A 24,984-nucleotide genomic window follows, 5' to 3' on the forward strand; every position below is an offset into this window, starting at 1 on the left:
GCCCACGCATGCCCGCAGACCTCGCCGTCATCGGACTCGGCCCCTACGGCTTGCCGCTGGCCCAGGCCGCCGTCGCGGCAGGCATCCACACCGTCGGCTACGCCACCGGCCCGGAGGTGGGCTCGCTCAGCCCTGCCGAGCTGCGCCGGATGCACTCCGCGGGGTTCCGGCCCGGCACCGACCCGGCCCAGCTCGGCCGGGTGCGCACCGCGGTGATCTGCGCGCCGACCCCGCGCGGCGCCGACGGCGGGCTCGACCTCGGCCAGGTGGAGGCCGCCGCCCGCACCCTGGCCGAGCGGCTCCGCCCGCACACCACGGTCATCCTGGAGTCGCCCGTGCTGCCCGGGACGACGGAGGAGTTCCTGCGCCCCCTGCTGGAGAAGGGCTCGGGGCTGCGCGCCGGGCGCGACTTCCACCTCGCCTACTCCCCCAGCCGCGTCGATCCCGGCAACCGCGACCACACCCCGGCCAACATCCCCAAGGTCATCGGCGGGCTCACGCCCGCGTGCACCGAGTCGGCGGCCGCCTTCTACGGCCGGCTCACCGACAAGGTGGTACGCGCGCGTGGCCTGCGCGAGGCGGAGACCGTGCGGCTGCTGGAGACCAACTTCCGGCACGTCAACATCGCGCTGGTCAACGAGATGGCCGTCCTCTGCCACGAGCTGGGCGTCGACCTGTGGGACGTCATCCGCTGCGCGGAGACCAAGCCGTTCGGCTTCCAGGCGTTCCGGCCCGGCCCGGGCGTCGGCGGTCACGCCGTCCCGCAGGACCTGACCGGGCACGCCACCCGCACCCTGCGCATGGTGGAGCTGGCCCAGCAGGTCAACACCCGCATGCCCCGCTACGTCGTACAGCGCGCCGCCACACTCCTGAACGAGCACGGCAAGTCCGCCCGCGGCGCCCGCGTCCTGCTGCTCGGCGTCACGTACAAGGCCGATCTCGCCGACCAGCAGGGCACACCCGCGCAGGAGATCGCGGTCCGGCTGATGGAGCTGGGCGCGTCCGTGAGCTACCACGACCCGTACGTGCCGGCCTGGAACGTCCTGGACCGCCCGGTCCCGCGCGCCGACTCCCTCTACGAGGCGGCCGCCGACGCCGACCTGACGATCCTGCTCCAGCAGCACCGCACCTACGACCTGCAGGGCCTGTCCGTGAAGGCCCAGCTGCTGCTGGACACCCGCGGCGCGACCCCGACGGGGGCGGCGCACCGGCTCTGATCCGGCCAGGGGCGGGAATCGGTCACGAACTGGGAACGGTCGCATACGGAAAGGGGTCACGGGCGGAAAACGGCCGGAGGGCTGTCATTCCCGGCTGTTAGTCTCCCCCGGACCTGCCGCACACGCGTGCGTGCCGGTCTTCCGTTCCCATCAGTCATGCTCCATCTCGGGGGGATTTCTGTCATGAGCCAGTCAGCTCCGCCACCGCAGTCGCCGCAGCCCGGTCCGGTCGACGGCAACCCGTACGCACAGCAGGCGCCGGCCGGAGTGCCGGCCGCGCCGGGCACCCCGTACCCGCCGCAGCCGGGCGCCTTCGCGCCGCCGGCCGCTCCCTCCGCGCCCGCGCGCAACAACGTCGTCCTGGGCCTGGTCGCCGCGGTCGTGGCCGCGGTCGTGGTGGCGGGCCTGTACGGCCTCATCATCGGCGCCACCAAGCACGAGATCGGCTGGGCGGCCGTCGGCGTGGGCTTCGTCGTCGGCCTCGCCGCGGGCAAGGCGGGCGGCCGCAACCCCGCCCTCCCGGTCATCGGCGCCGTCCTCGCGCTCGGCTCGGTCTACCTCGGCCAGCTGATCGGCACGGCCATGATCGGCGCGGACCAGCTGCACGTCGACTTCGGCGAGCTGTTCTTCGACCACTTCGACGTGGTCCAGAAGGTCTGGAAGGAAGAAGCCGACCCGCTCACGTTCGTCTTCTTCGCCATCGCCGCGTTCGCCGCGTTCTCGGGTGCCAAGAAGGCCGCCCAGTAACGAGGCCCGGCGTACGGCGCCCGGCGACGGGCGCCCCCGCACGGGAAAGGGCCCGGCCACCGCATCGGTGGCCGGGCCCTTCCTGTGTGGGCGGGTCAGCGACGGTGCTGGCTGTCGGCGACCGTCACCTCGACCCGCTGGAACTCCTTCAGGTCGCTGTAGCCCGTCGTGGCCATGGCGCGGCGCAGGGCGCCGAAGAAGTTCATGGAGCCGTCGGGGGTGTGGGAGGGCCCGGTGAGGACCTCCTCGATGGTGCCGACCGTGCCGAGGCCGACCTTCTTGCCGCGGGGCAGCTCCTCGTTGACCGCCTCCATGCCCCAGTGGTGGCCCTTGCCGGGCACGTCCGTGGCGCGGGCCAGCGGGGAGCCGATCATCACCGCGTCGGCGCCGCAGCCGATCGCCTTCGGCAGGTCGCCGGACCAGCCGACACCGCCGTCGGCGATCACGTGCACGTAGCGGCCGCCGGACTCGTCCATGTAGTCACGGCGGGCCGCGGCCACGTCGGCGACGGCCGTGGCCATCGGGACCTGGATGCCGAGCACGTTGCGCGTGGTGTGCGCGGCGCCGCCGCCGAAGCCCACCAGGACCCCGGCCGCGCCGGTGCGCATCAGGTGCAGTGCGGCCGTGTACGTGGCGCAGCCGCCGACGATGACCGGCACGTCCAGCTCGTAGATGAACTGCTTCAGGTTCAGCGGCTCGTGCGAGGAGGACACGTGCTCCGCCGAGACCGTCGTACCGCGGATGACGAAGATGTCCACGCCCGCGTCGACGACGGCCTTGGAGAACTGGGCGGTGCGCTGCGGGGAGAGCGCGGCCGCCGTGACCACGCCGGAGTCGCGCACCTCCTTGATGCGCGCGCCGATCAGCTCCTCCTTGATGGGCGCGGAGTAGATCTCCTGCAGACGCCGGGTCGCCGCCTCGGACGGCAGCTCCGCGATCTCGTCGAGCAGCGGCTGCGGGTCCTCGTACCGCGTCCACAGGCCTTCGAGGTTGAGCACGCCGAGGCCGCCCAGCTCGCCGATGCGGATGGCGGTGGCCGGGGAGACGACGGAGTCCATCGGAGCGGCCAGGAAGGGCAGCTCGAAGCGGTAGGCGTCGATCTGCCAGGCGATCGAGACCTCCTTCGGGTCCCGCGTACGGCGGCTGGGGACGACGGCGATGTCGTCGAAGGCGTACGCCCGGCGGCCGCGCTTGCCGCGCCCGATCTCGATCTCAGTCACGTCTGTGGCCTTTCCCTATGCGTTGCAGCGCCTTCCAGTATCGCCGACGGGTGCGACGACGGCGGCCCCGGATGTCCCGGAGCCGCCGTGGCGGGGCCGTCACGCGTGCGCGTGCGTCACTTCTTGCTGCTGTAGTTCGGCGCCTCGACCGTCATCTGGATGTCGTGCGGGTGGCTCTCCTTCAGGCCCGCCGAGGTGATCCGCACGAAGCGGCCGCCCGCCTGCAGGTCGGGCACCGTCCTGCCGCCGACGTAGAACATCGACTGGCGCAGGCCGCCGACCAGCTGGTGGACCACGGAGGACAGCGGGCCGCGGTAGGGCACCTGGCCCTCGATGCCCTCGGGGATCAGCTGCTCGTCGGAGGCGACGCCCTCCTGGAAGTAGCGGTCCTTGGAGAACGACCTGCGCTCGCCGCGGGTCTGCATGGCACCGAGGGAGCCCATGCCGCGGTACGACTTGAACTGCTTGCCGTTGATGAACATCAGCTCGCCCGGGGACTCCTCGCAGCCCGCGAGCAGCGAACCGAGCATCACCGTGTCGGCGCCGGCGACCAGGGCCTTGGCGATGTCACCGGAGTACTGCAGACCGCCGTCGCCGATCACCGGGACACCGGCTTCCTTGGCGGCCAGCGCGGCCTCGTAGATCGCGGTGACCTGCGGGACGCCGACGCCGGCGACCACGCGGGTGGTGCAGATGGAGCCGGGGCCGACACCGACCTTGATGCCGTCGGCGCCCGCGTCGACCAGCGCCTGGGCGCCGTCACGGGTGGCGATGTTGCCGCCGATGACGTCGGCGCCGGAGGAGTTCGACTTGATCTTGGCGATCATGTCGCCGACCAGGCGAGAGTGGCCGTGCGCGGTGTCCACGACGATGAAGTCGGCACCGGCCTCGATCAGGGCCTGGGCGCGCTCGAAGGCGTCACCGGCGACACCGACGGCCGCGCCGACCAGCAGGCGGCCCTCGGAGTCCTTGGCCGCGTTCGGGTACTTCTCCGCCTTGACGAAGTCCTTGACGGTGATCAGGCCCTTGAGGACGCCCTCGTCGTCGACCAGCGGAAGCTTCTCGATCTTGTGCTTGCGCAGCAGCTCCATGGCCTCCGGACCGGAGATGCCGACCTTGCCGGTGACCAGCGGCATCGGGGTCATGACCTCGTGCACGCGGCGGCTGCGGTCGCTCTCGAAGGCCATGTCACGGTTGGTGACGATGCCCAGGAGCCTCTTGTCGCCGTCGGTCACCGGCACACCGCTGATGCGGAACTTCGCGCACAGCGCGTCGGCCTCGGCGAGCGTGGCCTCCGGGTGGATGGTGATCGGGTCGGTGACCATGCCGGACTCGGAGCGCTTCACCAGGTCGACCTGGTTGGCCTGGTCCTCGATGGAGAGGTTGCGGTGCAGGACGCCGACGCCGCCCTGGCGGGCCATCGCGATCGCCATGCGGGACTCGGTCACCTTGTCCATGGCGGCGGACAGCAGCGGGATGTTGACCCGCACGTTCTTGGAGACGTACGAGGCGGTGTCGATCTCGTCGGGTGCCATGTCCGACGAGCCCGGCAGCAGCAGCACGTCGTCGTAGGTCAGCCCGAGTGTCGCGAATTTTCCGGGCACTCCGTCGACGTTGGCAGTCATGACACCTTCCCCAAATGGCCTTGATCGGTGCGGATGTCCATGCTAACGGGAAGCGCCGCCAGCAAATTCCACGGTAGTGGTCGGCTTCAGGCTTCGTATGTTCGTACGGAACCGTGCGCGAGCTTGTTCATCCGAGAGCGGCGCCGAAGGCGCCGTGGCGGGCCGGCGCGGGGCGCGCCGCCGATGTGCGCCGGTGCGGCGGGGCGCCGCCACGGCGGGAAGCGGTGCGCCTACTGCTCGGCGAGGGCGCGCAGGCGGCTGAGCGCCCGATGCTGTGCGACCCGGACCGCCCCGGGTGACATTCCCAACATCTGCCCCGTCTCCTCCGCGGTCAAGCCCACGGCGATGCGCAGCAGGAGCAGCTCGCGCTGGTTCTCGGGAAGGTTGGCCAGCAGTTTCTTGGCCCACTCGGCGTCGCTGCTGAGCAGGGCGCGCTCCTCGGGGCCGAGGGAGTCGTCCGGGCGCTCGGGCATCTCGTCCGAGGGGACGGCCGTGGAGCCCGGATGGCGCATCGCGGCGCGCTGCAGGTCGGCGACCTTGTGCGAGGCGATGGCGAAGACGAACGCCTCGAAGGGGCGGCCGGTGTCCCGATAGCGGGGCAGGGCGAGCAGAACCGCCACACAGACCTCCTGGGCGAGGTCCTCGACGAAATGGCGCGCGTCGCCGGGAAGCCGCGACAGCCGGGTGCGGCAGTAGCGCAGCGCCAGCGGGTGGACGCGGGCGAGCAGATCGTGAGTCGCCTGCTCGTCCCCGTCGACGGCGCGATGCACGAGCGAACCGATCACCCCATGGGCCGTGCCCGCCTCGTCGTCGCGCATCGGTCCATGGTGCCTTGCGGCCGTCCGGTCCGTCGCATCGTGCTCGTGGTTGTGCACCGAAGCGTTATGAGCAGGTGCGCCGGCACTCATCCCCTGCGCCCTCCCCTTCCGCTCGATCGACTCGTCCCCGAGAGACTCCACACCTCCAAGGATGCGGCATCCGCGCCGAAACGAGCAGCGCGCGTGCGGCGGGTCGCCTTGCGCATCGACCGCCGGCGCATTCGACCAGGTCGTACGCCCGGCCCGCGCACGGCCGGATCGGACCCGCCCCGGCCCCGCCGGGCGGCCCCGTCACGCGGGCCTCCACCGGTGCCCGGTACGGGACTTGGGCGGCGCGGCGACCGCGACGGTGCCCGGCCGCGCCAGGGCACGCGCCGTGCCCGGGCGGCCGGGACACCCGTCGCCGAAGTGATTCACGCCTCGTCGCGAGCCGGGCCGGACCCGGCCCGGCGGCGCGGGCACGCAGTGCGACCCCGGTCCCGCACGGGACCGGGGGACCTGCCGACGGCCCACCGCGCGTGCCCTCTTGGGCGGGCCGGGCGCGCCGCCGGTGGGCCACCGATGCCGGGTGGCCCCGCGTCCGCGAGGGACGAACCGCAAGCCGCCCGGGTCGCGGCGCGCCGCCCGGTCTCCGCCGGGGGAGGCGGAGCCGGCCCCGCTCCCGGGGGTGGGCCCCCGCGAGGTCCGGTCGCGCCTGCCCCGCAGGGCCGCACATGGCCTACCGGACCAGTCCCCAGCGGAAACCGAGCGCCACCGCGTGGGCCCGGTCCGAGGCGCCGAGCTTCTTGAACAGACGCCGGGCGTGGGTCTTCACCGTGTCCTCGGAGAGGAACAGCTCGCGGCCGATCTCGGCGTTGGAGCGGCCGTGGCTCATGCCCTCCAGGACCTGGATCTCGCGCGCGGTGAGCGTGGGCGCGGCGCCCATCTCGGCCGACCGGAGCCGGCGCGGTGCGAGCCGCCAGGTGGGGTCGGCCAGCGCCTGCGTCACCGTGGCGCGCAGCTCCGCGCGCGAGGCGTCCTTGTGCAGATAGCCCCGGGCGCCGGCGGCGACCGCGAGCGCCACACCGTCGAGGTCCTCGGCGACGGTGAGCATGATGATGCGGGCGCCGGGGTCTGCGGACAGCAGCCGGCGCACGGTCTCGACGCCGCCCAGGCCGGGCATGCGTACGTCCATCAGGATGAGGTCGGAGCGGTCGGCGCCCCAGCGGCGGAGGACTTCCTCGCCGTTGGCCGCCGTCGTCACACGCTCGACGCCGGGCACGGTCGCGACCGCGCGGCGGAGCGCCTCTCGGGCAAGCGGGGAGTCGTCGCAGACGAGGACGGATGTCATGACCGCCCTCCGCAGCTGATGCGCGTCACCTTGAGCCTCCAGGCTGGTACGGAATCGTCACCTGTGCGGTCGACCGTCTCGGACGCCTGCCCGAGCGCTTGTGTTTTCAACCGCCTCCGCACTCTCAACGACGGTCACTCGAAAGAGTTACGGGGCTGCGTGCCGTCTTCGGCACTCTACGTGAGGGCGCCGACACGGTGCAGACATGCCCAACGGACTCTCAACTTTTCATCACGACCAATGCCCCATTTAGCCCTTTTTCTTCCCGTTTCGCAGTGTCCGGGGCTAGATTCGCAATGAGTCATATTTTCATCTCCTTAGACCGGAGATGTACGGTCGATGGCACCGTATCCGCCCAGAACGGCTACAAGGGGTCACGTAATGGCAGATTTCTCCCGCCTTCCCGGACCGAACGCGGACCTATGGGACTGGCAGCTGCTGGCTGCCTGCCGCGGTGTGGACAGCTCGCTCTTCTTTCACCCTGAGGGCGAGCGCGGGGCGGCTCGGAGCGCTCGCGAGAACTCGGCCAAGGAGGTCTGCATGAGGTGCCCGGTCCGTGCGGAGTGCGCGGCACACGCTCTGGCGGTACGCGAGCCGTACGGAGTGTGGGGCGGCCTGACCGAGGATGAGCGTGAGGAGTTGATGGGACGGGCCCGCAATCGCCTGGTGTCGGCATCGACCACCAGCGGCGGCGCCGCCCCTAACCACTGAAGGAACGTTTTTGCACCCGCGGCCCCCCGGGTGCACCCGATCCCCCGTCCATGGGCACGTTCGCGCGTGCCCATGACTCTGCCGGCGGACCCCTACGAGCGCCCGGCGGACCGAGCCGCCCTGGCGAGGTGTTCCAGCGTCGCGCCCACGGTCGGCACCTGTGCCAGATCGGGCAGGGTGAGGGCGACGATCTCCCGCCGTACCGCCGGTTCCAGCCGTACCGCCCGCACGCCCCTCGGCCGGACCGACTCCACCGCCAGCTGCGGCAGTACAGCCACCCCGAGGCCCGCGCCGACCAGGCCGACCACCGCCGGGTAGTCGTCGGTCGCGAAGTCGATGCGGGGGGCGAACCCCGCGCCCTCGCAGACCTGCACGAGCTGGCCGCGGCAGCGCGGGCAGCCCGCGATCCAGGGCTCCTGGGCCAGCTCGCCGATGGCCACGCTCTCGGCGCGCGCGAGCCGGTGCCGCTCGGGCACGAGGGCCACCAGCCGGTCCGTCAGCAGCGGCCGGACCACCAGGTCGTCCCAGTCCTCGGCGACCGCCGCGCCCTCGTAGCGGAAGGCCAGGGCCAGGTCGCAGTCGCCCTCGCGCAGCAGTTCCACGGACTTCGGGGGCTCGGCCTCCTCCAGGGAGACGCGGGTGCCCGGGTGGGCGGCGCGCAGGGCGGCCAGGGCGGTGGGGACCAGGGCGGAGCTGCCGCTGGGGAAGGAGACCAGCCGGACCCGGCCGGCCCTGAGGCCCGCGATGGCCGCGACCTCCTCCTCGGCGGCGGTGAGCCCGGCGAGGATGCCCGAGGCGTGCCGGACCAGCGCCTCGCCGGCCTGGGTGAGGCGCATCTCGCGTCCGGTGCGGACCAGCAGCGGGGTGCCGACGGAGGCCTCCAGGGCCTTCATCTGCTGGCTGACGGCGGGCTGGGTGCAGCCCAGCTCGCGCCCCGCCGCCGAGAAGGAGCCGGTGGTGGCGACGGCGCGCAGGACGCGGAGATGACGGGCCTCGATCACCCTTCGAGCATAAGGCCCGCTTGGAGAAGGTGCCGCATATTCGCTCGACGCTTTGAGATGGGCTGCCGTACGGTTCGGGCATGAAGCTTCTCTCCGTCAATCTGGGACGCCCGCTGGCGGTGCCGTACACGGACCAGCCGGAAGGCCTGACCGGCATCGACAAGCGACCGGCCGACGGGCCGGTCCTGGTGGCGGCGCCGGGACCCGCGGGGAGCGCCGGGAGCGGGGTCGCCGGGGACACCGTGTGCGACCTGCGGCACCACGGCGGCGACGACCAGGCGGTGTACGCGTTCGCGCGCGAGGACCTCGACGAGTGGGAGCGCGAACTGGGCCGATCGTTGGCCAACGGCTGTTTCGGGGAGAACCTGACGACGGACGGGCTGGACGTCTCCGGCGCGCTGGTCGGCGAGCGCTGGCGGATCGGTCCCGAGCTGGTGCTGGAGGTGACCTCGGGGCGGATTCCGTGCCGCACGTTCCAGGGCCATCTGGGCGAGCGGGGATGGGTGAAGAGATTCACCCGGAAGGGCGCGACCGGCGCCTATCTGCGGGTGATCGAACCGGGTGGGATCCGCGCGGGCGACGCGATCGAGATCGTGCACCGGCCGGCGCACGGGGTGACGGCGGCGATGCAGTTCCGCGCCGTCACCACCGAGCGGGAGCTGCTGCCGCGGCTGCTGGCCGCGGGCGAGGCACTGCACGCGCAGACGCTGGCGGCGGCCCGCAAGTACGTGGAGCGCCACGGCGGCTGAGGGGGCGTCGGTGAAGCCGTCCCGGCGTCCGCCGTGGCCGGCGGGCGCCGTCGGTCCCGGTCACTACCCTTGGGCCATGACAACGGCTCTGATTACGGGATCGACCGCGGGGATCGGCGCCGCGTTCGCGCGGCGGCTGGCGGCTGACGGGCATGACCTCGTCCTGGTGGCGCGGGACACCAAGCGGATGCGCGAGCAGGCGACCGAACTGCACGACCGGCACGGCATCGAGGTGGAGGTGCTGACCGCCGACCTCTCCGGGGACACGGGCATCGAGGCGGTCGCCGACCGGCTCGGCGACCGGAGGAAACCGGTCGACCTGCTGATCAACAACGCCGGCTTCGGCCACAAGGGCCGCTATCTGGACGTCCCCATCGCGGACGAGCTGAGGATGCTCAAGGTGCACTGCGAGGCGGTGCTCCGGCTGACGTCCGCGGCCTCCTCGGCGATGCGCGAGCGCGGCCGGGGCGGGGTCGTCAACGTCGCCTCGGTGGCCGCCTTCGTGCCCCGGGGCACGTACGGGGCGTCCAAGGCGTGGGTCGTGCAGTTCACCCAGGGCGCCGCGAAGGACCTGGCGGGCACCGGGGTGCGGCTGATGGCGCTGTGCCCGGGCTTCGTGCGCACCGAGTTCCACCAGCGGGCCGGAATGGGCACGGACGGCATCCCGGGGTGGATGTGGCTGGACGCCGACAAGCTGGTCTCGGCCGCGCTGGCGGACCTGGCGCGGGGCAAGTCGCTGTCCGTCCCGGACCCCCGGTACAAGGCCCTGATGGGTCTGGTGAAGGTGACGCCCCGTGGGCTGGTGGGAGGCATCTCCACCAGGACCGGCCGCAAGTACGGGCCGCGGTAGCGGGACCGGTGGCGCCGCCGTCCCGGTGGGCGGACGGGGACGACGGGGCGGACGGGGACGCGGGAAGGACGGGGACGGAAGCGCACGAGGGCGACGCGGACAGGGCCGGACGGACCGGCTGGCTGGACGTCCGCGGCCGCGGCCGCGTTCACGTTCACGGGCGACGTCCGCGGCCACGTCCACGGTCACGGGCGACGTCCGCGGCCACGTCCACGGTCACGGCCACGTCCGGGGCCGCGTTCACGGTCATGGCCACGGTCCGGAAGGCCCGGAGCGATGGCGGCGGACAGGGCGAAGGCCCGGCACCGTGTCGGTGCCGGGCCTTCGCCGAAGAGCGTCCGGATCAGTGGCTGTGGCCGTGGCCGTGGCCCGCGTCGGCCGGCTCCTCTTCCTTCTTCTCGACGACCAGGGTCTCGGTCGTGAGCAGCAGGGAGGCGATGGAGGCGGCGTTCTCCAGGGCGGAGCGGGTGACCTTGACCGGGTCGATGACGCCGGCCTTGATCAGGTCGCCGTACTCGCCGGTGGCGGCGTTGTAGCCCTGCCCCTTCTCCAGGTCCTTGACCTTGGAGACGATGACGTAGCCCTCCTGGCCGGCGTTCTCGCCGATCCAGCGCAGCGGCTCGACCACGGCGTTGCGGACGACCGCGACACCGGTGGCCTCGTCGCCGGTCTTGTCGAGGTTGCCCTCGAGGACCTTGGAGGCGTGCACCAGAGCGGAGCCACCACCGGAGACGATGCCCTCCTCGACCGCGGCGCGGGTCGCGGAGATGGCGTCCTCCAGACGGTGCTTCTTCTCCTTCAGCTCCACCTCGGTGGCGGCGCCGACCTTGATCACGCACACGCCGCCGGCCAGCTTCGCGAGGCGCTCCTGGAGCTTCTCGCGGTCCCAGTCGGAGTCGGTGTTCTCGATCTCGGCCTTGATCTGCGCGACGCGGCCGTGCACGTCCTCGGTCTTGCCGGCGCCGTCGACGATCGTGGTGTCGTCCTTGGTGACGGTGACGCGGCGGGCGGAGCCGAGCACGTCGAGACCGACCTGGTCGAGCTTGAGGCCGACCTCCTCGGAGATGACGGTGGCGCCGGTGAGGGTGGCCATGTCCTGGAGCATCGCCTTGCGGCGGTCACCGAAGCCGGGGGCCTTCACCGCGACGGCGTTGAAGGTGCCGCGGATCTTGTTGACGACCAGCGTCGACAGGGCCTCGCCCTCGACGTCCTCGGCGATGATCAGCAGCGGCTTGGAGGCGCCGGCCTGGATGACCTTCTCCAGCAGCGGCAGCAGGTCCGCGATGGCGCCGATCTTGCCCTGGGTGATCAGGATGTACGGGTCGTCGAGGACGGCCTCCATACGCTCCTGGTCGGTGACGAAGTACGGGGACAGGTAGCCCTTGTCGAAGGCCATGCCCTCGGTGAAGTCCAGCTCCAGCCCGAAGGTGTTGGACTCCTCGACGGTGATGACACCGTCCTTGCCGACCTTGTCCATCGCCTCGGCGATCAGCTCGCCGACCTGCTGGTCCTGGGCGGACAGCGCGGCGACGGCGGCGATGTCGGACTTCTCGTCGATCGGGCGGGCCGTGGCGAGCAGGTCCTCGGAGACGGCCTTGACGGCGGCGTCGATGCCCTTCTTCAGGGCGGCCGGGGAGGCACCGGCGGCGACGTTGCGCAGGCCCTCGCGGACCAGCGCCTGGGCCAGCACGGTGGCGGTGGTGGTGCCGTCACCAGCGATGTCGTTGGTCTTGGTGGCCACCTCCTTCACCAGCTGCGCGCCGAGGTTCTCGTACGGGTCCTCGATCTCGACCTCGCGGGCGATCGTGACACCGTCGTTGGTGATGGTCGGGGCGCCGAACTTCTTGTCGATGACGACGTTGCGGCCACGGGGGCCGATCGTCACCTTCACCGTGTCGGCCAGCTTGTTGACGCCGCGCTCGAGGGCGCGACGGGCGTCCTCGTCGAACTTCAGGATCTTCGCCATGACAGCGGGAGCCCTCTCACAAATCTGTGGGTTAAAAAGACACTGCGCCCCGGGCGCCCGGCTTCGTAATCGGTTGCGGGGGCCAGGGGCGCAGCTTCAGAGCAAAGGTCTGCTCGAGGTGGTGGCTACTTCTCGATGATCGCGAGCACGTCGCGAGCCGAGAGGACGAGGTACTCGTCGCCGTTGTACTTCACCTCGGTGCCGCCGTACTTGCTGTAGAGGACGACGTCGCCGACCTTGACGTCGAGCGGCAGGCGCTCGCCGTTCTCGAATCGGCCCGGGCCCACGGCGAGGACGGCGCCCTCCTGGGGCTTCTCCTTCGCGGTGTCCGGGATGACCAGGCCAGAGGCCGTGGTCTGCTCGGCGTCCAGCGGCTGGACCACAATGCGGTCCTCGAGCGGCTTGATGGCAACCTTGGAGCTGGCGGTCGTCACGATCCGACCTCCCCCTTCGGAGATCTCACGGGGTTAACTGTCTGAGGTGGCGACCAGGTCGATCCGTCGTCGCGGGTGCCGGACCTGCCCGTCGCTTATTGGCACTCTCCGGTGGGGAGTGCCAGAGCCGAGACTATGACTGCGATTAGCACTCGGTCAAGCGGAGTGCCAATGCGGTGCGGCGCGTCGGCCGGGTTTCGGGTGTGCGCGAGTGATTTGCGCCGGTGGGCGGCCCTGCCTCACCCACGGGCGGTCGCCTACAGGTAGTCCTCCAGCCGGCCCACCGTCAGGCCCCGCTGCTGCACCCCCCGCAGGATCCGCGTCGTGCGTTCCCGCAGGGTCGGGCCGGTGGACTCGTCCGGGCCGACCAGGACGATGTCGCCGGGGCGGAGGCGGTCGCCGCCCCGGCCGAAGACGAGGTCGCCCGGGGTCATCGCGGCGCGCCAGAGCACGACCGCGGAGATCCCGCAGTCGGCCGCCGCACGCAGGGTGGTGGTGTCGTACGTGCCGTAGGGCGGCCGGAAGAGGCGGGGGCGGACGCCCAGGCGGGACCTGAGCCGGTCCTGCTGGCCGCAGATCTCGGCACGCTGCGCGCCGTAGGGCCGCCCGGCGAGCGCGCGGTGGTCGAGCGTGTGGTTCTGGATGCCGGCGCCGAGCCCGCGCAGCCGCGCGAAGTGGCCGTAGCCGGGCCCGGCCACGCTGTCCGTGAGGAACATGCTGACCGGCAGCCGGAGTTCACGGACCATGTCGACGAAGCGGGGGTCCTGCTCGGCGCCGTCGTCGTAGGTGAGGAAGACGACCCGGTCGCGGGTGGAGACGCGGTCCAGGACGGGGGGCCGGGCGCGGCCCGCCGGGTCCGGCGCGAGGGTGAGGGGCCGGGCGGCGGGCCGGGGCGGGCGGCGCAGGGGCTCGGTCAGGCCCCAGCGGCGGTAGGACAGGTCGGGGGCGGGGCCGTGCGGGCGCACCCCTTCGGCCGCCTTCTTGCCGAGGCGTTCGATGGGGTCGACGGACTGGGCGCAGCCCGCGAGGAGGAGGGCCGCGGCGAGTGCCGCGGCCGGGCCCCGCGCCCGCCTCACAGGTAGTCCTCCAGGCGGGCCACGGCGTAGCCCTCGCGCGTGACCTTGTTCAGGAAGCGGCGCATGTCGTCGACCATCGTGCCGTCCCAGTCGTCCCGGCCCCGGAAGTGGGTGAGGACGATGTCGCCGCGGCGCAGCCGCTGGTCGTCCTCGCGGTACTCCCAGTGGTCGACGAAGACCTCCTCGTTCCAGATCGGCGCGTACTTGATCCCGCAGGACTTGGCGGCGACCAGGGTGTCCTGGTTGTAGTTGCCGTAGGGCGGCCGGAAGACGGTGGGCGCCTTGCCGAACTGCCGCTTCATGATGTCCTGCATGCCGCAGATCTCGTCCTTCTGCTCCTCGTAGGACAGGCCCGGCAGGTAGGGGTGGTGCAGCGTGTGGTTGTTGAGGGTGTTGCCGTAGGACCGCATGGTGCGGAAGTAGGCGTAGTCGTCCTTCACCAGGTAGTTGCTGAGGAAGGCGGTGTACGGGATCTTCAGGTCCCGCATCATGGCGAGGAACTTCGGGTCCTTCTCCGCGCCGTCGTCGATCGTGAGGAAGACGACCTTCTGCTCGGTGGGGACCGTGGTGAAGACCGGCGGCAGGTCCCAGTCCTCCTGGTGGTCCACCTCGAACCCGTCGCGGGCGTGGATCTTCGGCCTGGTCGCGGGCGGCGCCGGAGGCGTGAGCGGGACCTGCTCCAGTCTCCAGCGCCGGGCCGCGGCGACCATGCGGGTGTGTTCGGCGGCCTGGCGGGCCTCGGGGCCCAGGGCCTGGGCGGGCTCTCCCTCGCCGCGCACGGCGCGCACGGAGTCGGGCCCGGCGCAGCCGGACAGGAGGGCGGCGGAGGCAAGCGCGGTGGCTCCGCAGGCGAGGGCCAGCTTCCGGCGTACACCGAAAGGTGCCCTGCTTTTGTCATTTTGTACTACTTCTCGCATGGTGCCGGATCCTCCCAGGCCGGGGCCCGGATCCCGGCCCGACACCGCCGCCGGAGGCGGACCATCCACCGACTGGCCGACAATGACCGGGTGAACGACCTCACCCTCCTCCTCACCCCCGAAGGCCGCGCCCTCCTCGACGAGGTGCGCGACACCGAGCCGGCGCGGGAACTGGCCGTGGCCACCCGGCTGCGCCGCGACCACCCGGCCGAGCTGGTGTCGGCCGCGCTCGGCCAGGCCCGGCTGCGGCAGCGGGCGGCGGCGAAGTTCGGCGCCGGGGACGCCGGGCGGATGTTCTTCACGCCGAACGGGGTCGAGCAGTCGACGCGGGCCGCCGTGGCCGCCTACCGGGCGCGGCGGCTGACCGGCCTGGGCGTGACCTCGGTGGCCGACCTGTGCTGCGGGATCGGCGGCGACGCGATCGCGCTGGCCCGGGCCGGGATCCGGGTACTGGCCGTGGACCGGGACCCGCTGACGGCGGCCGTGGCGCGGGCGAACGCCGAGGCGCTGGGGCTCGCGGACCTGATCGAGGTGCGCGAGGCCGACGTCACCGAGGTGGACACCGCCGGCTACGACGCCGTGTTCGTGGACCCTGCCCGGCGGGGCGGACGGGGCCGGATCTTCGACCCCGAGGCGTATTCGCCGCCCCTGTCCTGGGCGGTCGGCGCGGCCCGTACGGCACCGCGCGCGGCCCTGAAGATCGCCCCGGGTGTCCCGCACGAGGCGGTGCCCGCCGAGGCCGAGGCCGAGTGGATCTCCGACGGCGGGGACGTGAAGGAGGCGGTGCTGTGGTTCGGCACCGGGGCGCCGGGCGCCGTACGGGCCACGCTGCTGCCCGGCCCGCGCACCCTGCTCGGACGGGGGCTGCCCGATCCCGGAGTGCGGCCGGTGGGCCGGTACCTGTACGAACCCGACGGTGCCGTGATCCGCGCGCACCTGGTCGCGGAGGTGGCCGAGGAGGTCGGCGGCGGACTCCTCGACGCGACGATCGCCTACGTCACCGCCGACGAACTGCGGCCCACCCCTTTCGCCACGGCCTACGAGATCACCGACCGGCTGCCCTTCAACGTCAAGAAGCTGAAGGCGCTGCTGCGGGAGCGGCAGGTGGGCACGCTGACCGTGAAGAAGCGCGGCTCCGCGGTCGAGCCGGAGGAACTGCGCCGGAAGGTCCGGCCGCAGGGACCGAACGCGGCGACCGTGTTCCTCACGCGGGTGGCGGGGGCCCCGACGATGCTGATCGGCGCACCCGCACAACCACCGCGCCGAGACCCGCGGACCTGACACCCGGTCCGGGCGGCGCCGGGTCCGGGCTATCGCAGTGAGGCCCACAGGTCGTCGGCCGACGGCTGCTTCGCCACCACACGGTTGGGGTCGGAGGGAGCCGGGACGACCGGCATCATCACCGTCTCCACCCGGTCGGCCGTCAGGCCCTTCAGGCTCCGGCCGAGGCTCATCAGCCCGGTCAGGGAGCCGAGTCCGGTGTCGGTGGTCAGGCTCGCGGTGGCCGTGTTCGCCACCCGGTACAGCTCGACCGGGTCGGAGAGCAGGTCGGTGGCGGCGATCTGCTCCAGCACCGCTCTGACCAGTTTCTGCTGCAGGCCTATGCGGCCGAGGTCGCTGCCGTCGCCTATGCCGTGCCGGGTGCGGGCGAGAGCCAGCGCCCGGGTGCCGTCGAGATGGTGCGGGCCGGCCCCGAGGTGCAGGTGGGACTTGTCGTCGTCGATGTCCTGGTCGATGGTGACGTCGACACCGCCGAGCGCGTCCACCAGCTCGGCGAAGCCGGAGAAGTCGATCTCGATGTAGTGGTCCATGCGGACGTCCGTGAGCGACTCGACGGTCTTCACCGCGCACACCGGCCCGCCCACCGAATAGGCGCTGTTGAACATGGCCCCGTACGCCGTCGCCGTCGAACCGCCGGAGGCGAGCGGGCAGGAGGGACGGGTGACGAGGGTGTCGCGCGGGATGCTGACGACGGTGGCCCGCGTCCGGCCCGCGTCGATGTGCACCACCATCGCGGTGTCGGAGCGGGCGCCGGAACCGTCACCGCCGCCGAGCGCCTGGTTGCCCTCGCCGCTGCGGGAGTCGGAGCCGAGGACCAGGATGTTCAGGGAACCGGTCGGCAGCGGGGAAGGGGCTGCCGAGCCGCTCGCGGGCGGGGTGGTCACCGCCCGGGCGGGCCGGTCGTCGCCGAGCGCGCTGTTGATGTCGACGCTTGTGATGTTGCCGTCGAGGTGCCAGTACGCCCAGCCGCCGGCAACCGCCGCCGGCAGCAGGGCCCCTGCCAGGGCGAGGCCGGCGATCCGCACTGCTCTCGGCCGCCTGCCCACCGGACCGCCCGCGCCGCCCTGCTTCTCGTGTCCCGTCACGGCAGGAAGGTAAGTCCGGATTATTAGCAGACTGTTAGCGGAAGCGCCGGAACGGCTTTCTTCGGGAATTCTCAGGTACGGATGCCCGTGAACGACGAGAACCCCGCCCTCGGCGAACCGGGGGCGGGGTCTTCATGGAGCGCCGGGCAGGCCTTGCACCTGCATCTCCCCGCAGGAAGCGGGACGTCTTTCCTTGGACCACCAACGCATCGTGTCCGGACCGGATTTCCGGCCGTTCACGTGTGATGATCATAGCGCAGCCGGAGCGGATCCTCCAAGCTCAGTCGTCCGCCACCGCCTCGAACCGCCACCGGTGCACCGGACGTGCCACCAACTGCGCTTCGGGATCGGGCAGTTCGGGCAGCGAGGCCTCGTACGGCGCATCCCACCAGGTGATGACCAGTACCCGGTCGCCCGGCGCGCGGAAGGTCTCCCGCCGCACCGGCTGCCCGGGGAGGTCCTGCGTGCGCGCCCAGCCCAGCAGTTCCTCCCCCCGGCCCTCGGCGGCCCGCGCCTCCCACATCAGCGCGACCGTCATGAGTAGAGGTTCTCCTTGCTGACCTCGTGCACATGGTCGTGCCCGGGCACGTGCGGATCGGTGACCGGCAGGGAGGAGTCGGCCGACAGGTCCCAGTCGGAGGCGGCCCGGTTGCGGGCGACCATCTCGGCGCCGAGCGCGGCCACCATCGCGCCGTTGTCCGTGCACAGCTTGGGGCGCGGGACGCGCAGCCGGATGCCGGCCGCCTCGCAGCGCTCCTGGGCCAGGGCGCGCAGCCGGGAGTTGGCGGCCACGCCCCCGCCGATCATCAGGTGGTCGACGCCCTCGTCCTTGCAGGCGCGGACCGCCTTGCGGGTCAGGACGTCGACGACGGCCTCCTGGAAGGAGGCGGCCACATCGCGGACCGGGACTTCCTCGCCGGCCGCGCGCCGGGCCTCGATCCAGCGGGCCACGGCCGTCTTCAGGCCGGAGAAGGAGAAGTCGTATGCGGGGTCGCGCGGGCCGGTCAGACCGCGCGGGAAGGCGATCGCCGCCGGGTCGCCCTCCTTGGCGTACCGGTCGATGACCGGGCCGCCCGGGAAGCCCAGGTTCAGCACGCGGGCGATCTTGTCGAAGGCCTCGCCGGCCGCGTCGTCGATGGTCGCGCCCATCGGGCGGACGTCGGAGGTGATGTCCTCGGACAGCAGCAGGGAGGAGTGGCCGCCGGACACCAGCAGGGCCATCGTGGGCTCGGGCAGCGGCCCGTGCTCCAGCTGGTCCACGCAGATGTGGGAGGCGAGGTGATTGACGCCGTACAGCGGCTTGCCGAGGGCGTAGGCGTACGCCTTCGCCGCCGAGACGCCGACCAGCAGGGCACCCGCGAGGCCGGGTCCCGCGGTGACCGCGATGCCGTCGAGGTCCTTCGCCGTGACGCCCGCCTGCTTCAGGGCGCGGTCGATGGTCGGGACCATCGCCTCCAGGTGCGCCCGGGACGCCACCTCGGGCACGACACCGCCGAAGCGGGCGTGTTCGTCGACGCTGGAGGCGATGGCGTCCGCCAGCAGGGTGGTGCCGCGGACGATGCCGACGCCGGTCTCGTCGCAGGAGGTCTCGATGCCGAGGACGAGGGGTTCGTCAGTCATTGGTCTCGGTTCCTTGTACTGGGGAGGAGGCCGTGGCGGAGCCGCCGTCGGAGGCTGTGTCCAGGCGCATGACCAGGGCGTCCACGTTGCCCGGCTGGTAGTAGCCGCGCCGGAAGCCGATGGGCTCGAAGCCGAAGCGCTCGTAGAGCTTCTGGGCGCGGACGTTGTCGACCCGGCATTCGAGCAGCACCTCGTGGCACTCGAAGGCGGTGGCGGCGCGCAGCAGATCGGCGAGCAGGCGCCCGCCGAGGCCGGTTCCCTGCTGGTCACGGGAGACCGCGATGGTCTGCACGTCACCCTGATCGCCGGAGGCGACGAGGCCCGCGTAGCCGACGATGCGGCCGCCGGACTCGGCCACGAGGTAGCGCCGGCTGGCCGCGGGGCCCCGGGAGTGGGCCAGCTCGGACCAGAACATGCCCCGGGACCAGGCGTCCTCGGGGAACAGGTCCTTCTCCAGCTCCAGGACCGGGTCGATGTCCCACCAGCGCATCTCGCGCAGTCGGGGGGTTGCCGGCTGAGTCACTTGGGGGTGACCACCTTGTAGTTCTTGGGAACCTGGGCGTCCGGGCGGCGCAGGTACAGCGGCCGGGCCGGCGACAGTTCCCCACCCGCGGCCAGCCGCTCGGCGGCGAGCGAGGCGAGGGCGGCGGCGGACACGTGCTCGGGCTCGTGGACGCTTTCGAACGTGTCCGGGTAGAGCAGAGCGCCCGCGCCGACCGCGGGCAGCCCCGCGACCTGCTCGGCGATGTCGGCCGGCCGGCTCACGGCCGGGTCGGTCAGCCGGGTGCGCGAGTCGGCGTACTTGGCCCAGTAGACCTCCTTGCGCCGGGCGTCGGTCGCGACGACGAAGGGGCCCTCGGCGATGTCGGCGGCGTGGGCGAGGCCGTCCAGCGTGCACACGCCGTGCACCGGGACGCCCAGCGCGAGGCCGAAGGTGTCGGCGGTCATCAGACCGACCCGCAGACCGGTGTAGGGCCCGGGGCCGATGCCGACGACGATGCCGGTGACCGCCTCCAGCTTGAGCCCGGCCGCGGCGAGGGTCCGGTCGACGGCCGGCAGCAGCAGCTCTCCGTGCCGGCGCGCGTCCACCTGGCTCGACGAGGCGATGACGTCCGTGCCGTCGTGCAGTGCGACGGTGACGGCGGGTGTTGCGGTATCCAGAGCGAGCAAGAGCACGCGAACAGCCTACGGCGCCCGCGCCGCCCGCATGGCCCTCCGGGGCACACGGTCACTGGCTGCTACGGTCTGTACGAAGTACGACATATCGCACGAGGCAGAGGTGGGAGCACGTGGCAGGGACCAGCGCGGGGATCGTGGCCGGCCTCACCGCGGCGGCCGTCGCAACGGTCGGCTTCCTCGCCTACCAGGCCCAGGCGACGGCCCCGGCGGGTCCCGGCGGCAGGCCCGGGCCGAGCGCGTCGGCCGCGGCGGCCGCCTCCAAGGCGCCCCGGGACCGGCGCAACCCGACCGCCCTGCCGAGCGGCTCCGGTGCGGGTGAACGGGTCGTGTACTCGGTGGACGACGACCGGGTGTGGCTGGTCGACGAGCGCAACCGGGTACAGCACACCTTCCGGGTGAACCCGGGCACCCTCGACCCGCTGCCCGGCACGTACTGGGTGTCGTCCCGCTCGAACGCGGTGACCGGCACCGACGGCCTCCCCATCGAGCATGTCGTGCGGTTCACCAGCATGGACGACGTGGCGATCGGTTTCAGCGCGGTGGTGGGCGACGGCTCGCCCACGGTGGCCGACCCCGGCGTGAAGACGGGCGGCATCCGGGAGACCCGGGCGAACGGCAACCTGATGTGGCAGTTCGCGACGATCGGCGTGCCGGTGGTCGTGATCCGCTAGGCGGCCTGCTGGGACTCCCGGCCGCGCTCCGCGCCCGCTTAGGCGGCCTCGCGGCGTTCCCCGGCGGGCTCGGGGGCGCTGTGCAGCGGTTCCGGGGCGCGCGGCGGCCGGGAGACCGCGTCCGCGGCCGCGCACGACGCCAGCAGCTCGCGCATGCACGTCCCGGCGGGCAGGCCCGGGCGGGGCCGCGGCGCGGGGCGGGGAGCGGTCATGAACGCCTCCTGAGGTGCGGGGGCGAGCGAAGTTAGGCACACCTAACTACGGCCTGGCCTCCATGTCACCACGCCCGGGTCGTCCCGCGCAATACGGTGCCGACGACTTGTCGGAAAGCCGGTGCCTCAGACCGTGAGGGGTTCCAGAGCGGCGTCCGACCAGCGCTCCCCGAGGCCGGTCAGCGTGACGTGCCGGACCTCGTCGGTGGTGTCCCCCACGGCCCGGTGGATGACCACCTGGAGCCGCTCCTCGGTCAGGTCCTCCACCTTGCCCTCGCCCCACTCCACGACGATCACCGAGTCGGGCAGGGAGACGTCGAGGTCCAGGTCCTCCATCTCGTCCAGGCCGCCGCCGAGCCGGTAGGCGTCCACGTGGACCAGGGGCGGGCCGTCCCCCAGGGAGGGATGCACCCGGGCGATCACGAAGGTCGGCGAGGTGACCGCCCCGCGCACGCCCAGCCCCTCGCCGAGGCCGCGGGTCAGGGTGGTCTTGCCCGCGCCGAGTTCCCCGGAGAGCATCACCAGGTCGCCCGCGCGCAGCAGCCCGGCCAGCCGCCGGCCCAGCTCCCGCATCTGCTCGGGCGAGGTGATCGTCAGCCGGGTCTCAGCGCGGTTGCGCGGTGCCGCTGGTACTGCTGCCGGATGTTCCATAGCCACTTACGGTAGCTCCTGCCGGCACGGCGCCCGCGCGGGTGAGCAGGTCGGCGAGGCGGTCGGTGACCACCTCGGGGTGTTCCAGCATCACCAGGTGCCCGGCGTCCGGCACGAGCACCAGCTCGGCGTCCGGGAGCAGGTCGGCGATGGCCTCGCTGTGCTCGCTGGGCGTGACCAGATCCTGCACGCCGGCCAGCACGAGCACGGGCATGTCCCGGAAGCAGTCGAGGGCCTCCGTCTTGTCGTGGTCGGTGAAGGCCGGGTAGAACTCGGCGACCACGTCGATCGGCGTGGACTCGATCATCCGTTCGGCGAACCGCTCGACGGCCGGGTCGACGTCACGTCCCGCGAACGAGTACCGCTTGATGATCCCGGCGAACAGGTCCGCGGTGGCCCGGCGCCCCTTCTCCACCAGCTCCGCCTGCTGCCCGAGCGCCCTCAGCACTCCGGGCAGGATGCGGCGCACCGCGTTGACGCCGGCCACCGGAAGGCCGAAGTTGACCTCGCCGAGCCGGCCGGACGAGGTGCCCACGAGGGCGGTGGCGACGACCCGGTCCCGGATCAGTTCCGGGTACTGGGCGGCCAGGGCCATCATGGTCATCCCGCCCATGGAGTGACCGACCAGCACGATCGGCCCGTCCGGTACGGCCGCGTCCAGGACGGCCTTCAGATCGCGGCCGAGCTGGTCGATGGTGAGCGGCACCCGGTTCTGCGTCTGGTCCACGCCCCGCCCGGAGCGCCCGTGGCTGCGCTGGTCCCAGTGCACGGTGCGGACGACCCCGCGCAGGGCGGCCCGCTGGAAGTGCCAGGAGTCCTGGCTGAGGCAGTAGCCGTGGCAGAAGACGACGGTGACCGGGGCGGGCGCCTTGCGTCCGAAGAGCCGGCGCCGGCGCGGCGAGACGTTCGGGCCCGGGTCGGGCTCGGCCTCGTCGACCTCGTAGTACAGCTCCGTGCCGTCGTCGGCGTACGCCTTCTCGGGGCGGCCGCGCAGGGCGCCGTAGGGGCCGGCCGAGTCCAGCGCGAGCCGGGCCCTGCGGCGCATCCCGCGCCCCACCGTCATCCGCTCGATGGCGACGCCGGCCGCCGCGCCGGCGGCCAGCACGCCTATCGCGGCACCGGCGATGCCGGTCGCCCTGCGCCAGCTCGCGGCCGCCTCCGCGGCGGAGGCTGCGGCCGCCGAGGCGACGATCTCCGCCACGGCCTCCGCGCTGCTCTCGCTCACGTACCGCTCCTCTTCGCCGTACTGCAGTTCGCCTGTGTGGGTGACATGGATGATGCCGGTGTGTTGCTCGAGCGCGGCCTGAGTGCGCCGTCGGAGGCGACCCGGCCGTCCCCTGGACGGGTTACCCGGGTTCTTCCTCGTTCACATGGACGCGCGGGACCCGGGTTCCGATGCGCGTGACGATCTCGTACGCGATCGTGCCGCACGCCTGCGCCCAGTCCTCTGCGGTGGGCTCGCCCCGGTCGCCGGGCCCGAACAGCACGGCCTCGGCGCCCGCCTCGGGCTCGTCCCCGCCCAGGTCGACCACGAACTGGTCCATGGCGACCCGGCCGGCGACCGTCCGCCACTTGCCGTCGACCAGCACGGGACCGGTTCCGGACGCGTGCCGCGGGATGCCGTCCGCGTAGCCGACCGGCACCAGGCCGAGGGTGGTGTCGCCGGCGGTGACGTAGTGGTGGCCGTAGCTCACGCCGTGCCCGCCCGGCACGTGCTTGACCAGGGCCAGCGAGGCGCTCAGCGTCATCACCGGGCGCAGCCCGAGGTCGGCCGGGGTGCCCAGCTCCGGGCTGGGCGAGATGCCGTACACGGCGATGCCCGTGCGGACGAGGTCGAAGTGGGTCTCGGGCAGGGTGAGCGTGGCCGGCGAGTTGGCGATGTGCCGCACCTCGGGGCGCACGCCCTGGCCCTCGGCGTACGCCACCATCTCCCGGAACCGGTCGAGCTGGGCGGCGATGGACGGGTGCCCGGGTTCGTCGGCGCAGGCGAAGTGGGACCACAGTCCGGTGATCCGGACCAGCCCGTCGGCCTCGGCGCGCAGGGCCCCGGCGACCAGCCCGGGCCAGTCGGCGGGCTGGCAGCCGTTGCGCCCGAGCCCGGTGTCGGCCTTGAGCTGCACCCGCGCGGTCCGGCCGGCCGCGCGGGCGGCCGCGACGGCCTCCCGCAGCGCCCACGGCCCGCTCAGCGAGACGTCGATGTCGGCCTCGATCGCCTGCCGCCAGGGGCCGCCGGGCACCCAGAGCCAGCACAGCATGCGGCCCGGCAGGCCGGCCGCGCGCAGCGCCAGGGCCTCCTCGGGCGTCGCCGTGCCGAGCCAGTCCGCGCCCGCGGCGCGGGCCGCGCGGGCGCAGGGCACCGCCCCGTGTCCGTAGCCGTCGGACTTCACGACGGCCATCAGGGCCGCGCCCGGGGTGCGGGCGCGCAGGGCCCGCACGTTGGCGCGCAGGGCACCCAGGTCGATCTCGGCGCGGGCGCGCAGGGGGGCGGTCGGCACAGTTGCAGTCTCACTCATGGCGCCCCCAGTGTCTCAGAGGGCCGTACGGGCCTCCGGTGCCGTGTCAGGTACCCGGCCGCCGCCCCCACACGTAGACGTGGTCGCCCTTCTTCAGCACGCCCCACAACTTGCGCGCGTCGCCCAGCTTCAGGTTGACGCAGCCGTAGGAGCCGACGGTGGTGTAGATGCTGCCGTACACGGCGTGGAAGGCCTGGCCGCCGTCGAAGAACTGGGCGTACGGCATGGGCTGGCCGTACAGCGTGGAAACGTGGTTCTTGTGCCGCCAGTAGACGGTGTGCCAGCCCTTGCGGGTGACGAGCCCCTTGCGCCCGCTGCGCATCGGCACCGGCCCGAACACCACCTTGGCGCCCTTCTGCACCCAGGTGAGCTGCCGGTCCAGATCGACGCAGGCGACCCGGTACGACTTCACCGGGCACTTCCCGGCCGCGTTCGGGTTCTTCCGGGCCGAGATCAGCATCATCGTCGACCAGGTGACGGGCCCGGCGAAACCGATGGCGGGCTTGATCTTGTGCTGGAGCTGGAAGGCACGGACGGCCTTGCAGTCGGCGGCGGACTGCTTCCCGTCCACCTTCCGCTTCAGCCACCGCTCCACCTGCCGCTGGTACGGCCCGGTCTGCTTGCTGCAGGTCACCTTGGCGACGGCGTCCGCGAGCGGCACGTACTCGACCAGGTCGTACGTCCCCGGCGCCGCCGCCCTGGGCTCGACGGCGTCCTCCTGCGCGCTCGGCCGGTACGGCTTCGGCGGCAGCGCCTGGTCGGGGGTGTCGAACTGCCAGGGCTGCCCGGGCCGGGGCGCCACACCGGGCACCAGCCCGGAGCCGGGAGCGGACGGTGCGGGAGTGGCCCACGGGGCGGCCGCCGGAGACACGCCCGCCTCGGCGCCGCCGTGCGCCGGTACGGCGGTGGCCGCGGCGGTCCCGGTGAGCGGGAGGGCCGTGGCGGTGGCGAGCAGCACCGCGGCGCCCCGGTGCGCGATTCGTCTGCTGATCATGCGATCAGCCAAACGCGTGGTCCCACCGGATCGGTGACGCCGCGCGGCCGGGTCACCCGAGGGGGTGGACCCGGGTGCAGGGGGGCACCGCCGTCCACCGCGGGTGCGTGGGGGCCG

26 protein-coding genes are annotated in these 24,984 nt (G+C 72.6%); 7 read left to right on the plus strand and 19 right to left on the minus strand.

What is annotated here, in order from left to right:
• Positions 1 to 8 precede the first annotated feature (8 nt).
• Both ACGFT2_RS09525 and ACGFT2_RS09530 read left to right on the plus strand, forming a co-directional pair.
• Positions 9 to 1,217, plus strand: coding sequence for a nucleotide sugar dehydrogenase (locus ACGFT2_RS09525; RefSeq protein WP_393275227.1), 1,209 nt, complete (start codon positions 9 to 11; stop codon positions 1,215 to 1,217).
• 183 nt (positions 1,218 to 1,400) lie between these two features.
• Positions 1,401 to 1,964, plus strand: coding sequence for a hypothetical protein (locus ACGFT2_RS09530; RefSeq protein ID WP_393275229.1), 564 nt, complete (start codon positions 1,401 to 1,403; stop codon positions 1,962 to 1,964).
• A 95-nt stretch (positions 1,965 to 2,059) separates the two neighbouring features.
• On the opposite strand, the gene ACGFT2_RS09535 is transcribed toward ACGFT2_RS09530, so the two are convergent.
• The 4 genes from ACGFT2_RS09535 to ACGFT2_RS09550 all read right to left on the minus strand — a co-directional run bounded on the left by ACGFT2_RS09535 (position 2,060) and on the right by ACGFT2_RS09550 (position 6,957).
• Positions 2,060 to 3,184 (minus strand): GuaB3 family IMP dehydrogenase-related protein, encoded by a 1,125-nt coding sequence (locus tag ACGFT2_RS09535; protein WP_393275231.1) that lies wholly within the window; start codon positions 3,182 to 3,184, stop codon positions 2,060 to 2,062.
• Positions 3,185 to 3,300: 116 nt separating this feature from the next.
• Entirely contained in the window at positions 3,301 to 4,809 is a 1,509-nt protein-coding gene (gene guaB / locus ACGFT2_RS09540; protein ID WP_393275233.1) for an IMP dehydrogenase, read from the minus strand.
• A gap of 230 nt (positions 4,810 to 5,039) precedes the next feature.
• Complete coding sequence (locus ACGFT2_RS09545; protein WP_353600544.1) at positions 5,040 to 5,627, minus strand: sigma-70 family RNA polymerase sigma factor; 588 nt, start codon at positions 5,625 to 5,627, stop codon at positions 5,040 to 5,042.
• 718 nt (positions 5,628 to 6,345) lie between these two features.
• Entirely contained in the window at positions 6,346 to 6,957 is a 612-nt protein-coding gene (locus ACGFT2_RS09550) for a response regulator transcription factor (protein ID WP_003948568.1), read from the minus strand.
• A 381-nt stretch (positions 6,958 to 7,338) separates the two neighbouring features.
• On the opposite strand from ACGFT2_RS09550, the gene ACGFT2_RS09555 reads away from it, so the two are divergent.
• On the plus strand, positions 7,339 to 7,668 hold the full coding sequence (locus ACGFT2_RS09555) for a WhiB family transcriptional regulator (RefSeq protein ID WP_393275236.1): 330 nt from the start codon (positions 7,339 to 7,341) through the stop codon (positions 7,666 to 7,668).
• A gap of 92 nt (positions 7,669 to 7,760) precedes the next feature.
• Here the strand turns inward: ACGFT2_RS09555 and ACGFT2_RS09560 are convergent, their stop codons facing one another.
• Entirely contained in the window at positions 7,761 to 8,669 is a 909-nt protein-coding gene (locus ACGFT2_RS09560) for a LysR family transcriptional regulator (RefSeq protein ID WP_393275238.1), read from the minus strand.
• Between the two features lie 80 nt (positions 8,670 to 8,749).
• Between ACGFT2_RS09560 and ACGFT2_RS09565 the strand changes: the two genes are divergently transcribed.
• Positions 8,750 to 9,418 (plus strand): MOSC domain-containing protein, encoded by a 669-nt coding sequence (locus ACGFT2_RS09565; protein WP_393275241.1) that lies wholly within the window; start codon positions 8,750 to 8,752, stop codon positions 9,416 to 9,418.
• Positions 9,419 to 9,494: 76 nt separating this feature from the next.
• Positions 9,495 to 10,268: an SDR family NAD(P)-dependent oxidoreductase gene (locus ACGFT2_RS09570; protein WP_393275243.1), complete on the plus strand. Its 774-nt coding sequence runs from the start codon at positions 9,495 to 9,497 to the stop codon at positions 10,266 to 10,268.
• A 343-nt stretch (positions 10,269 to 10,611) separates the two neighbouring features.
• Here ACGFT2_RS09570 and groL read toward each other — a convergent pair whose 3' ends face one another.
• From groL to ACGFT2_RS09590, 4 genes are all read right to left on the minus strand, one after another.
• Positions 10,612 to 12,234, minus strand: a complete 1,623-nt coding sequence (gene groL / locus ACGFT2_RS09575) for a chaperonin GroEL (protein ID WP_393275245.1) — start codon at positions 12,232 to 12,234, stop codon at positions 10,612 to 10,614.
• Positions 12,235 to 12,359: 125 nt separating this feature from the next.
• Complete coding sequence (gene groES, locus ACGFT2_RS09580; protein WP_004955293.1) at positions 12,360 to 12,668, minus strand: co-chaperone GroES; 309 nt, start codon at positions 12,666 to 12,668, stop codon at positions 12,360 to 12,362.
• A 257-nt stretch (positions 12,669 to 12,925) separates the two neighbouring features.
• Complete coding sequence (locus ACGFT2_RS09585) at positions 12,926 to 13,744, minus strand: polysaccharide deacetylase family protein (protein WP_393275247.1); 819 nt, start codon at positions 13,742 to 13,744, stop codon at positions 12,926 to 12,928.
• A complete protein-coding gene (locus ACGFT2_RS09590; protein WP_393275249.1) occupies positions 13,741 to 14,661 on the minus strand; it encodes a polysaccharide deacetylase family protein in 921 nt (306 codons plus the stop codon). The genes ACGFT2_RS09585 and ACGFT2_RS09590 overlap by 4 nt, the downstream gene beginning before the upstream one ends.
• A gap of 90 nt (positions 14,662 to 14,751) precedes the next feature.
• On the opposite strand from ACGFT2_RS09590, the gene ACGFT2_RS09595 reads away from it, so the two are divergent.
• Positions 14,752 to 15,942 (plus strand): methyltransferase domain-containing protein, encoded by a 1,191-nt coding sequence (locus tag ACGFT2_RS09595; RefSeq protein ID WP_393275251.1) that lies wholly within the window; start codon positions 14,752 to 14,754, stop codon positions 15,940 to 15,942.
• 29 nt (positions 15,943 to 15,971) lie between these two features.
• Here the strand turns inward: ACGFT2_RS09595 and ACGFT2_RS09600 are convergent, their stop codons facing one another.
• From ACGFT2_RS09600 to tsaB, 5 genes are all read right to left on the minus strand, one after another.
• Positions 15,972 to 17,027: an LCP family protein gene (locus tag ACGFT2_RS09600; RefSeq protein ID WP_393275253.1), complete on the minus strand. Its 1,056-nt coding sequence runs from the start codon at positions 17,025 to 17,027 to the stop codon at positions 15,972 to 15,974.
• A gap of 280 nt (positions 17,028 to 17,307) precedes the next feature.
• On the minus strand, positions 17,308 to 17,565 hold the full coding sequence (locus tag ACGFT2_RS09605; RefSeq protein ID WP_393275255.1) for a hypothetical protein: 258 nt from the start codon (positions 17,563 to 17,565) through the stop codon (positions 17,308 to 17,310).
• Positions 17,562 to 18,647 carry a tRNA (adenosine(37)-N6)-threonylcarbamoyltransferase complex transferase subunit TsaD gene (gene tsaD, locus ACGFT2_RS09610; RefSeq protein ID WP_393275257.1) on the minus strand — a complete coding sequence of 362 codons (1,086 nt, stop codon included), beginning with the start codon at positions 18,645 to 18,647 and terminating at the stop codon, positions 17,562 to 17,564. The genes ACGFT2_RS09605 and tsaD overlap by 4 nt, the downstream gene beginning before the upstream one ends.
• Positions 18,640 to 19,137 (minus strand): ribosomal protein S18-alanine N-acetyltransferase, encoded by a 498-nt coding sequence (gene rimI, locus ACGFT2_RS09615; RefSeq protein WP_393276297.1) that lies wholly within the window; start codon positions 19,135 to 19,137, stop codon positions 18,640 to 18,642. Before rimI ends, tsaD begins: the two co-directional genes overlap by 8 nt.
• A 29-nt stretch (positions 19,138 to 19,166) precedes the next feature.
• Positions 19,167 to 19,823 carry a tRNA (adenosine(37)-N6)-threonylcarbamoyltransferase complex dimerization subunit type 1 TsaB gene (gene tsaB, locus ACGFT2_RS09620; protein WP_393275259.1) on the minus strand — a complete coding sequence of 219 codons (657 nt, stop codon included), beginning with the start codon at positions 19,821 to 19,823 and terminating at the stop codon, positions 19,167 to 19,169.
• 113 nt (positions 19,824 to 19,936) lie between these two features.
• Here tsaB and ACGFT2_RS09625 point away from each other — a divergent pair, with 113 nt between their 5' ends.
• Complete coding sequence (locus ACGFT2_RS09625) at positions 19,937 to 20,497, plus strand: hypothetical protein (RefSeq protein ID WP_393275261.1); 561 nt, start codon at positions 19,937 to 19,939, stop codon at positions 20,495 to 20,497.
• A 38-nt stretch (positions 20,498 to 20,535) separates the two neighbouring features.
• Here the strand turns inward: ACGFT2_RS09625 and ACGFT2_RS09630 are convergent, their stop codons facing one another.
• From ACGFT2_RS09630 to ACGFT2_RS09650, 5 genes are all read right to left on the minus strand, one after another.
• Entirely contained in the window at positions 20,536 to 20,709 is a 174-nt protein-coding gene (locus ACGFT2_RS09630; RefSeq protein WP_393275263.1) for a hypothetical protein, read from the minus strand.
• A 126-nt stretch (positions 20,710 to 20,835) separates the two neighbouring features.
• Positions 20,836 to 21,360: a tRNA (adenosine(37)-N6)-threonylcarbamoyltransferase complex ATPase subunit type 1 TsaE gene (gene tsaE / locus ACGFT2_RS09635; protein ID WP_393275265.1), complete on the minus strand. Its 525-nt coding sequence runs from the start codon at positions 21,358 to 21,360 to the stop codon at positions 20,836 to 20,838.
• Positions 21,314 to 22,585 carry an alpha/beta fold hydrolase gene (locus ACGFT2_RS09640; protein WP_393275267.1) on the minus strand — a complete coding sequence of 424 codons (1,272 nt, stop codon included), beginning with the start codon at positions 22,583 to 22,585 and terminating at the stop codon, positions 21,314 to 21,316. Before ACGFT2_RS09640 ends, tsaE begins: the two co-directional genes overlap by 47 nt.
• A 121-nt stretch (positions 22,586 to 22,706) precedes the next feature.
• Entirely contained in the window at positions 22,707 to 23,873 is a 1,167-nt protein-coding gene (gene alr / locus ACGFT2_RS09645) for an alanine racemase (RefSeq protein WP_393275269.1), read from the minus strand.
• Positions 23,874 to 23,919: 46 nt separating this feature from the next.
• On the minus strand, positions 23,920 to 24,867 hold the full coding sequence (locus ACGFT2_RS09650) for a L,D-transpeptidase family protein (protein WP_393275271.1): 948 nt from the start codon (positions 24,865 to 24,867) through the stop codon (positions 23,920 to 23,922).
• Positions 24,868 to 24,984: the final 117 nt, after the last annotated feature.

It is taken from the genome of Streptomyces sp. NPDC048514, from assembly GCF_043199955.1.
In the GTDB taxonomy this organism is placed as follows: Bacteria; Actinomycetota; Actinomycetes; order Streptomycetales; family Streptomycetaceae; genus Streptomyces.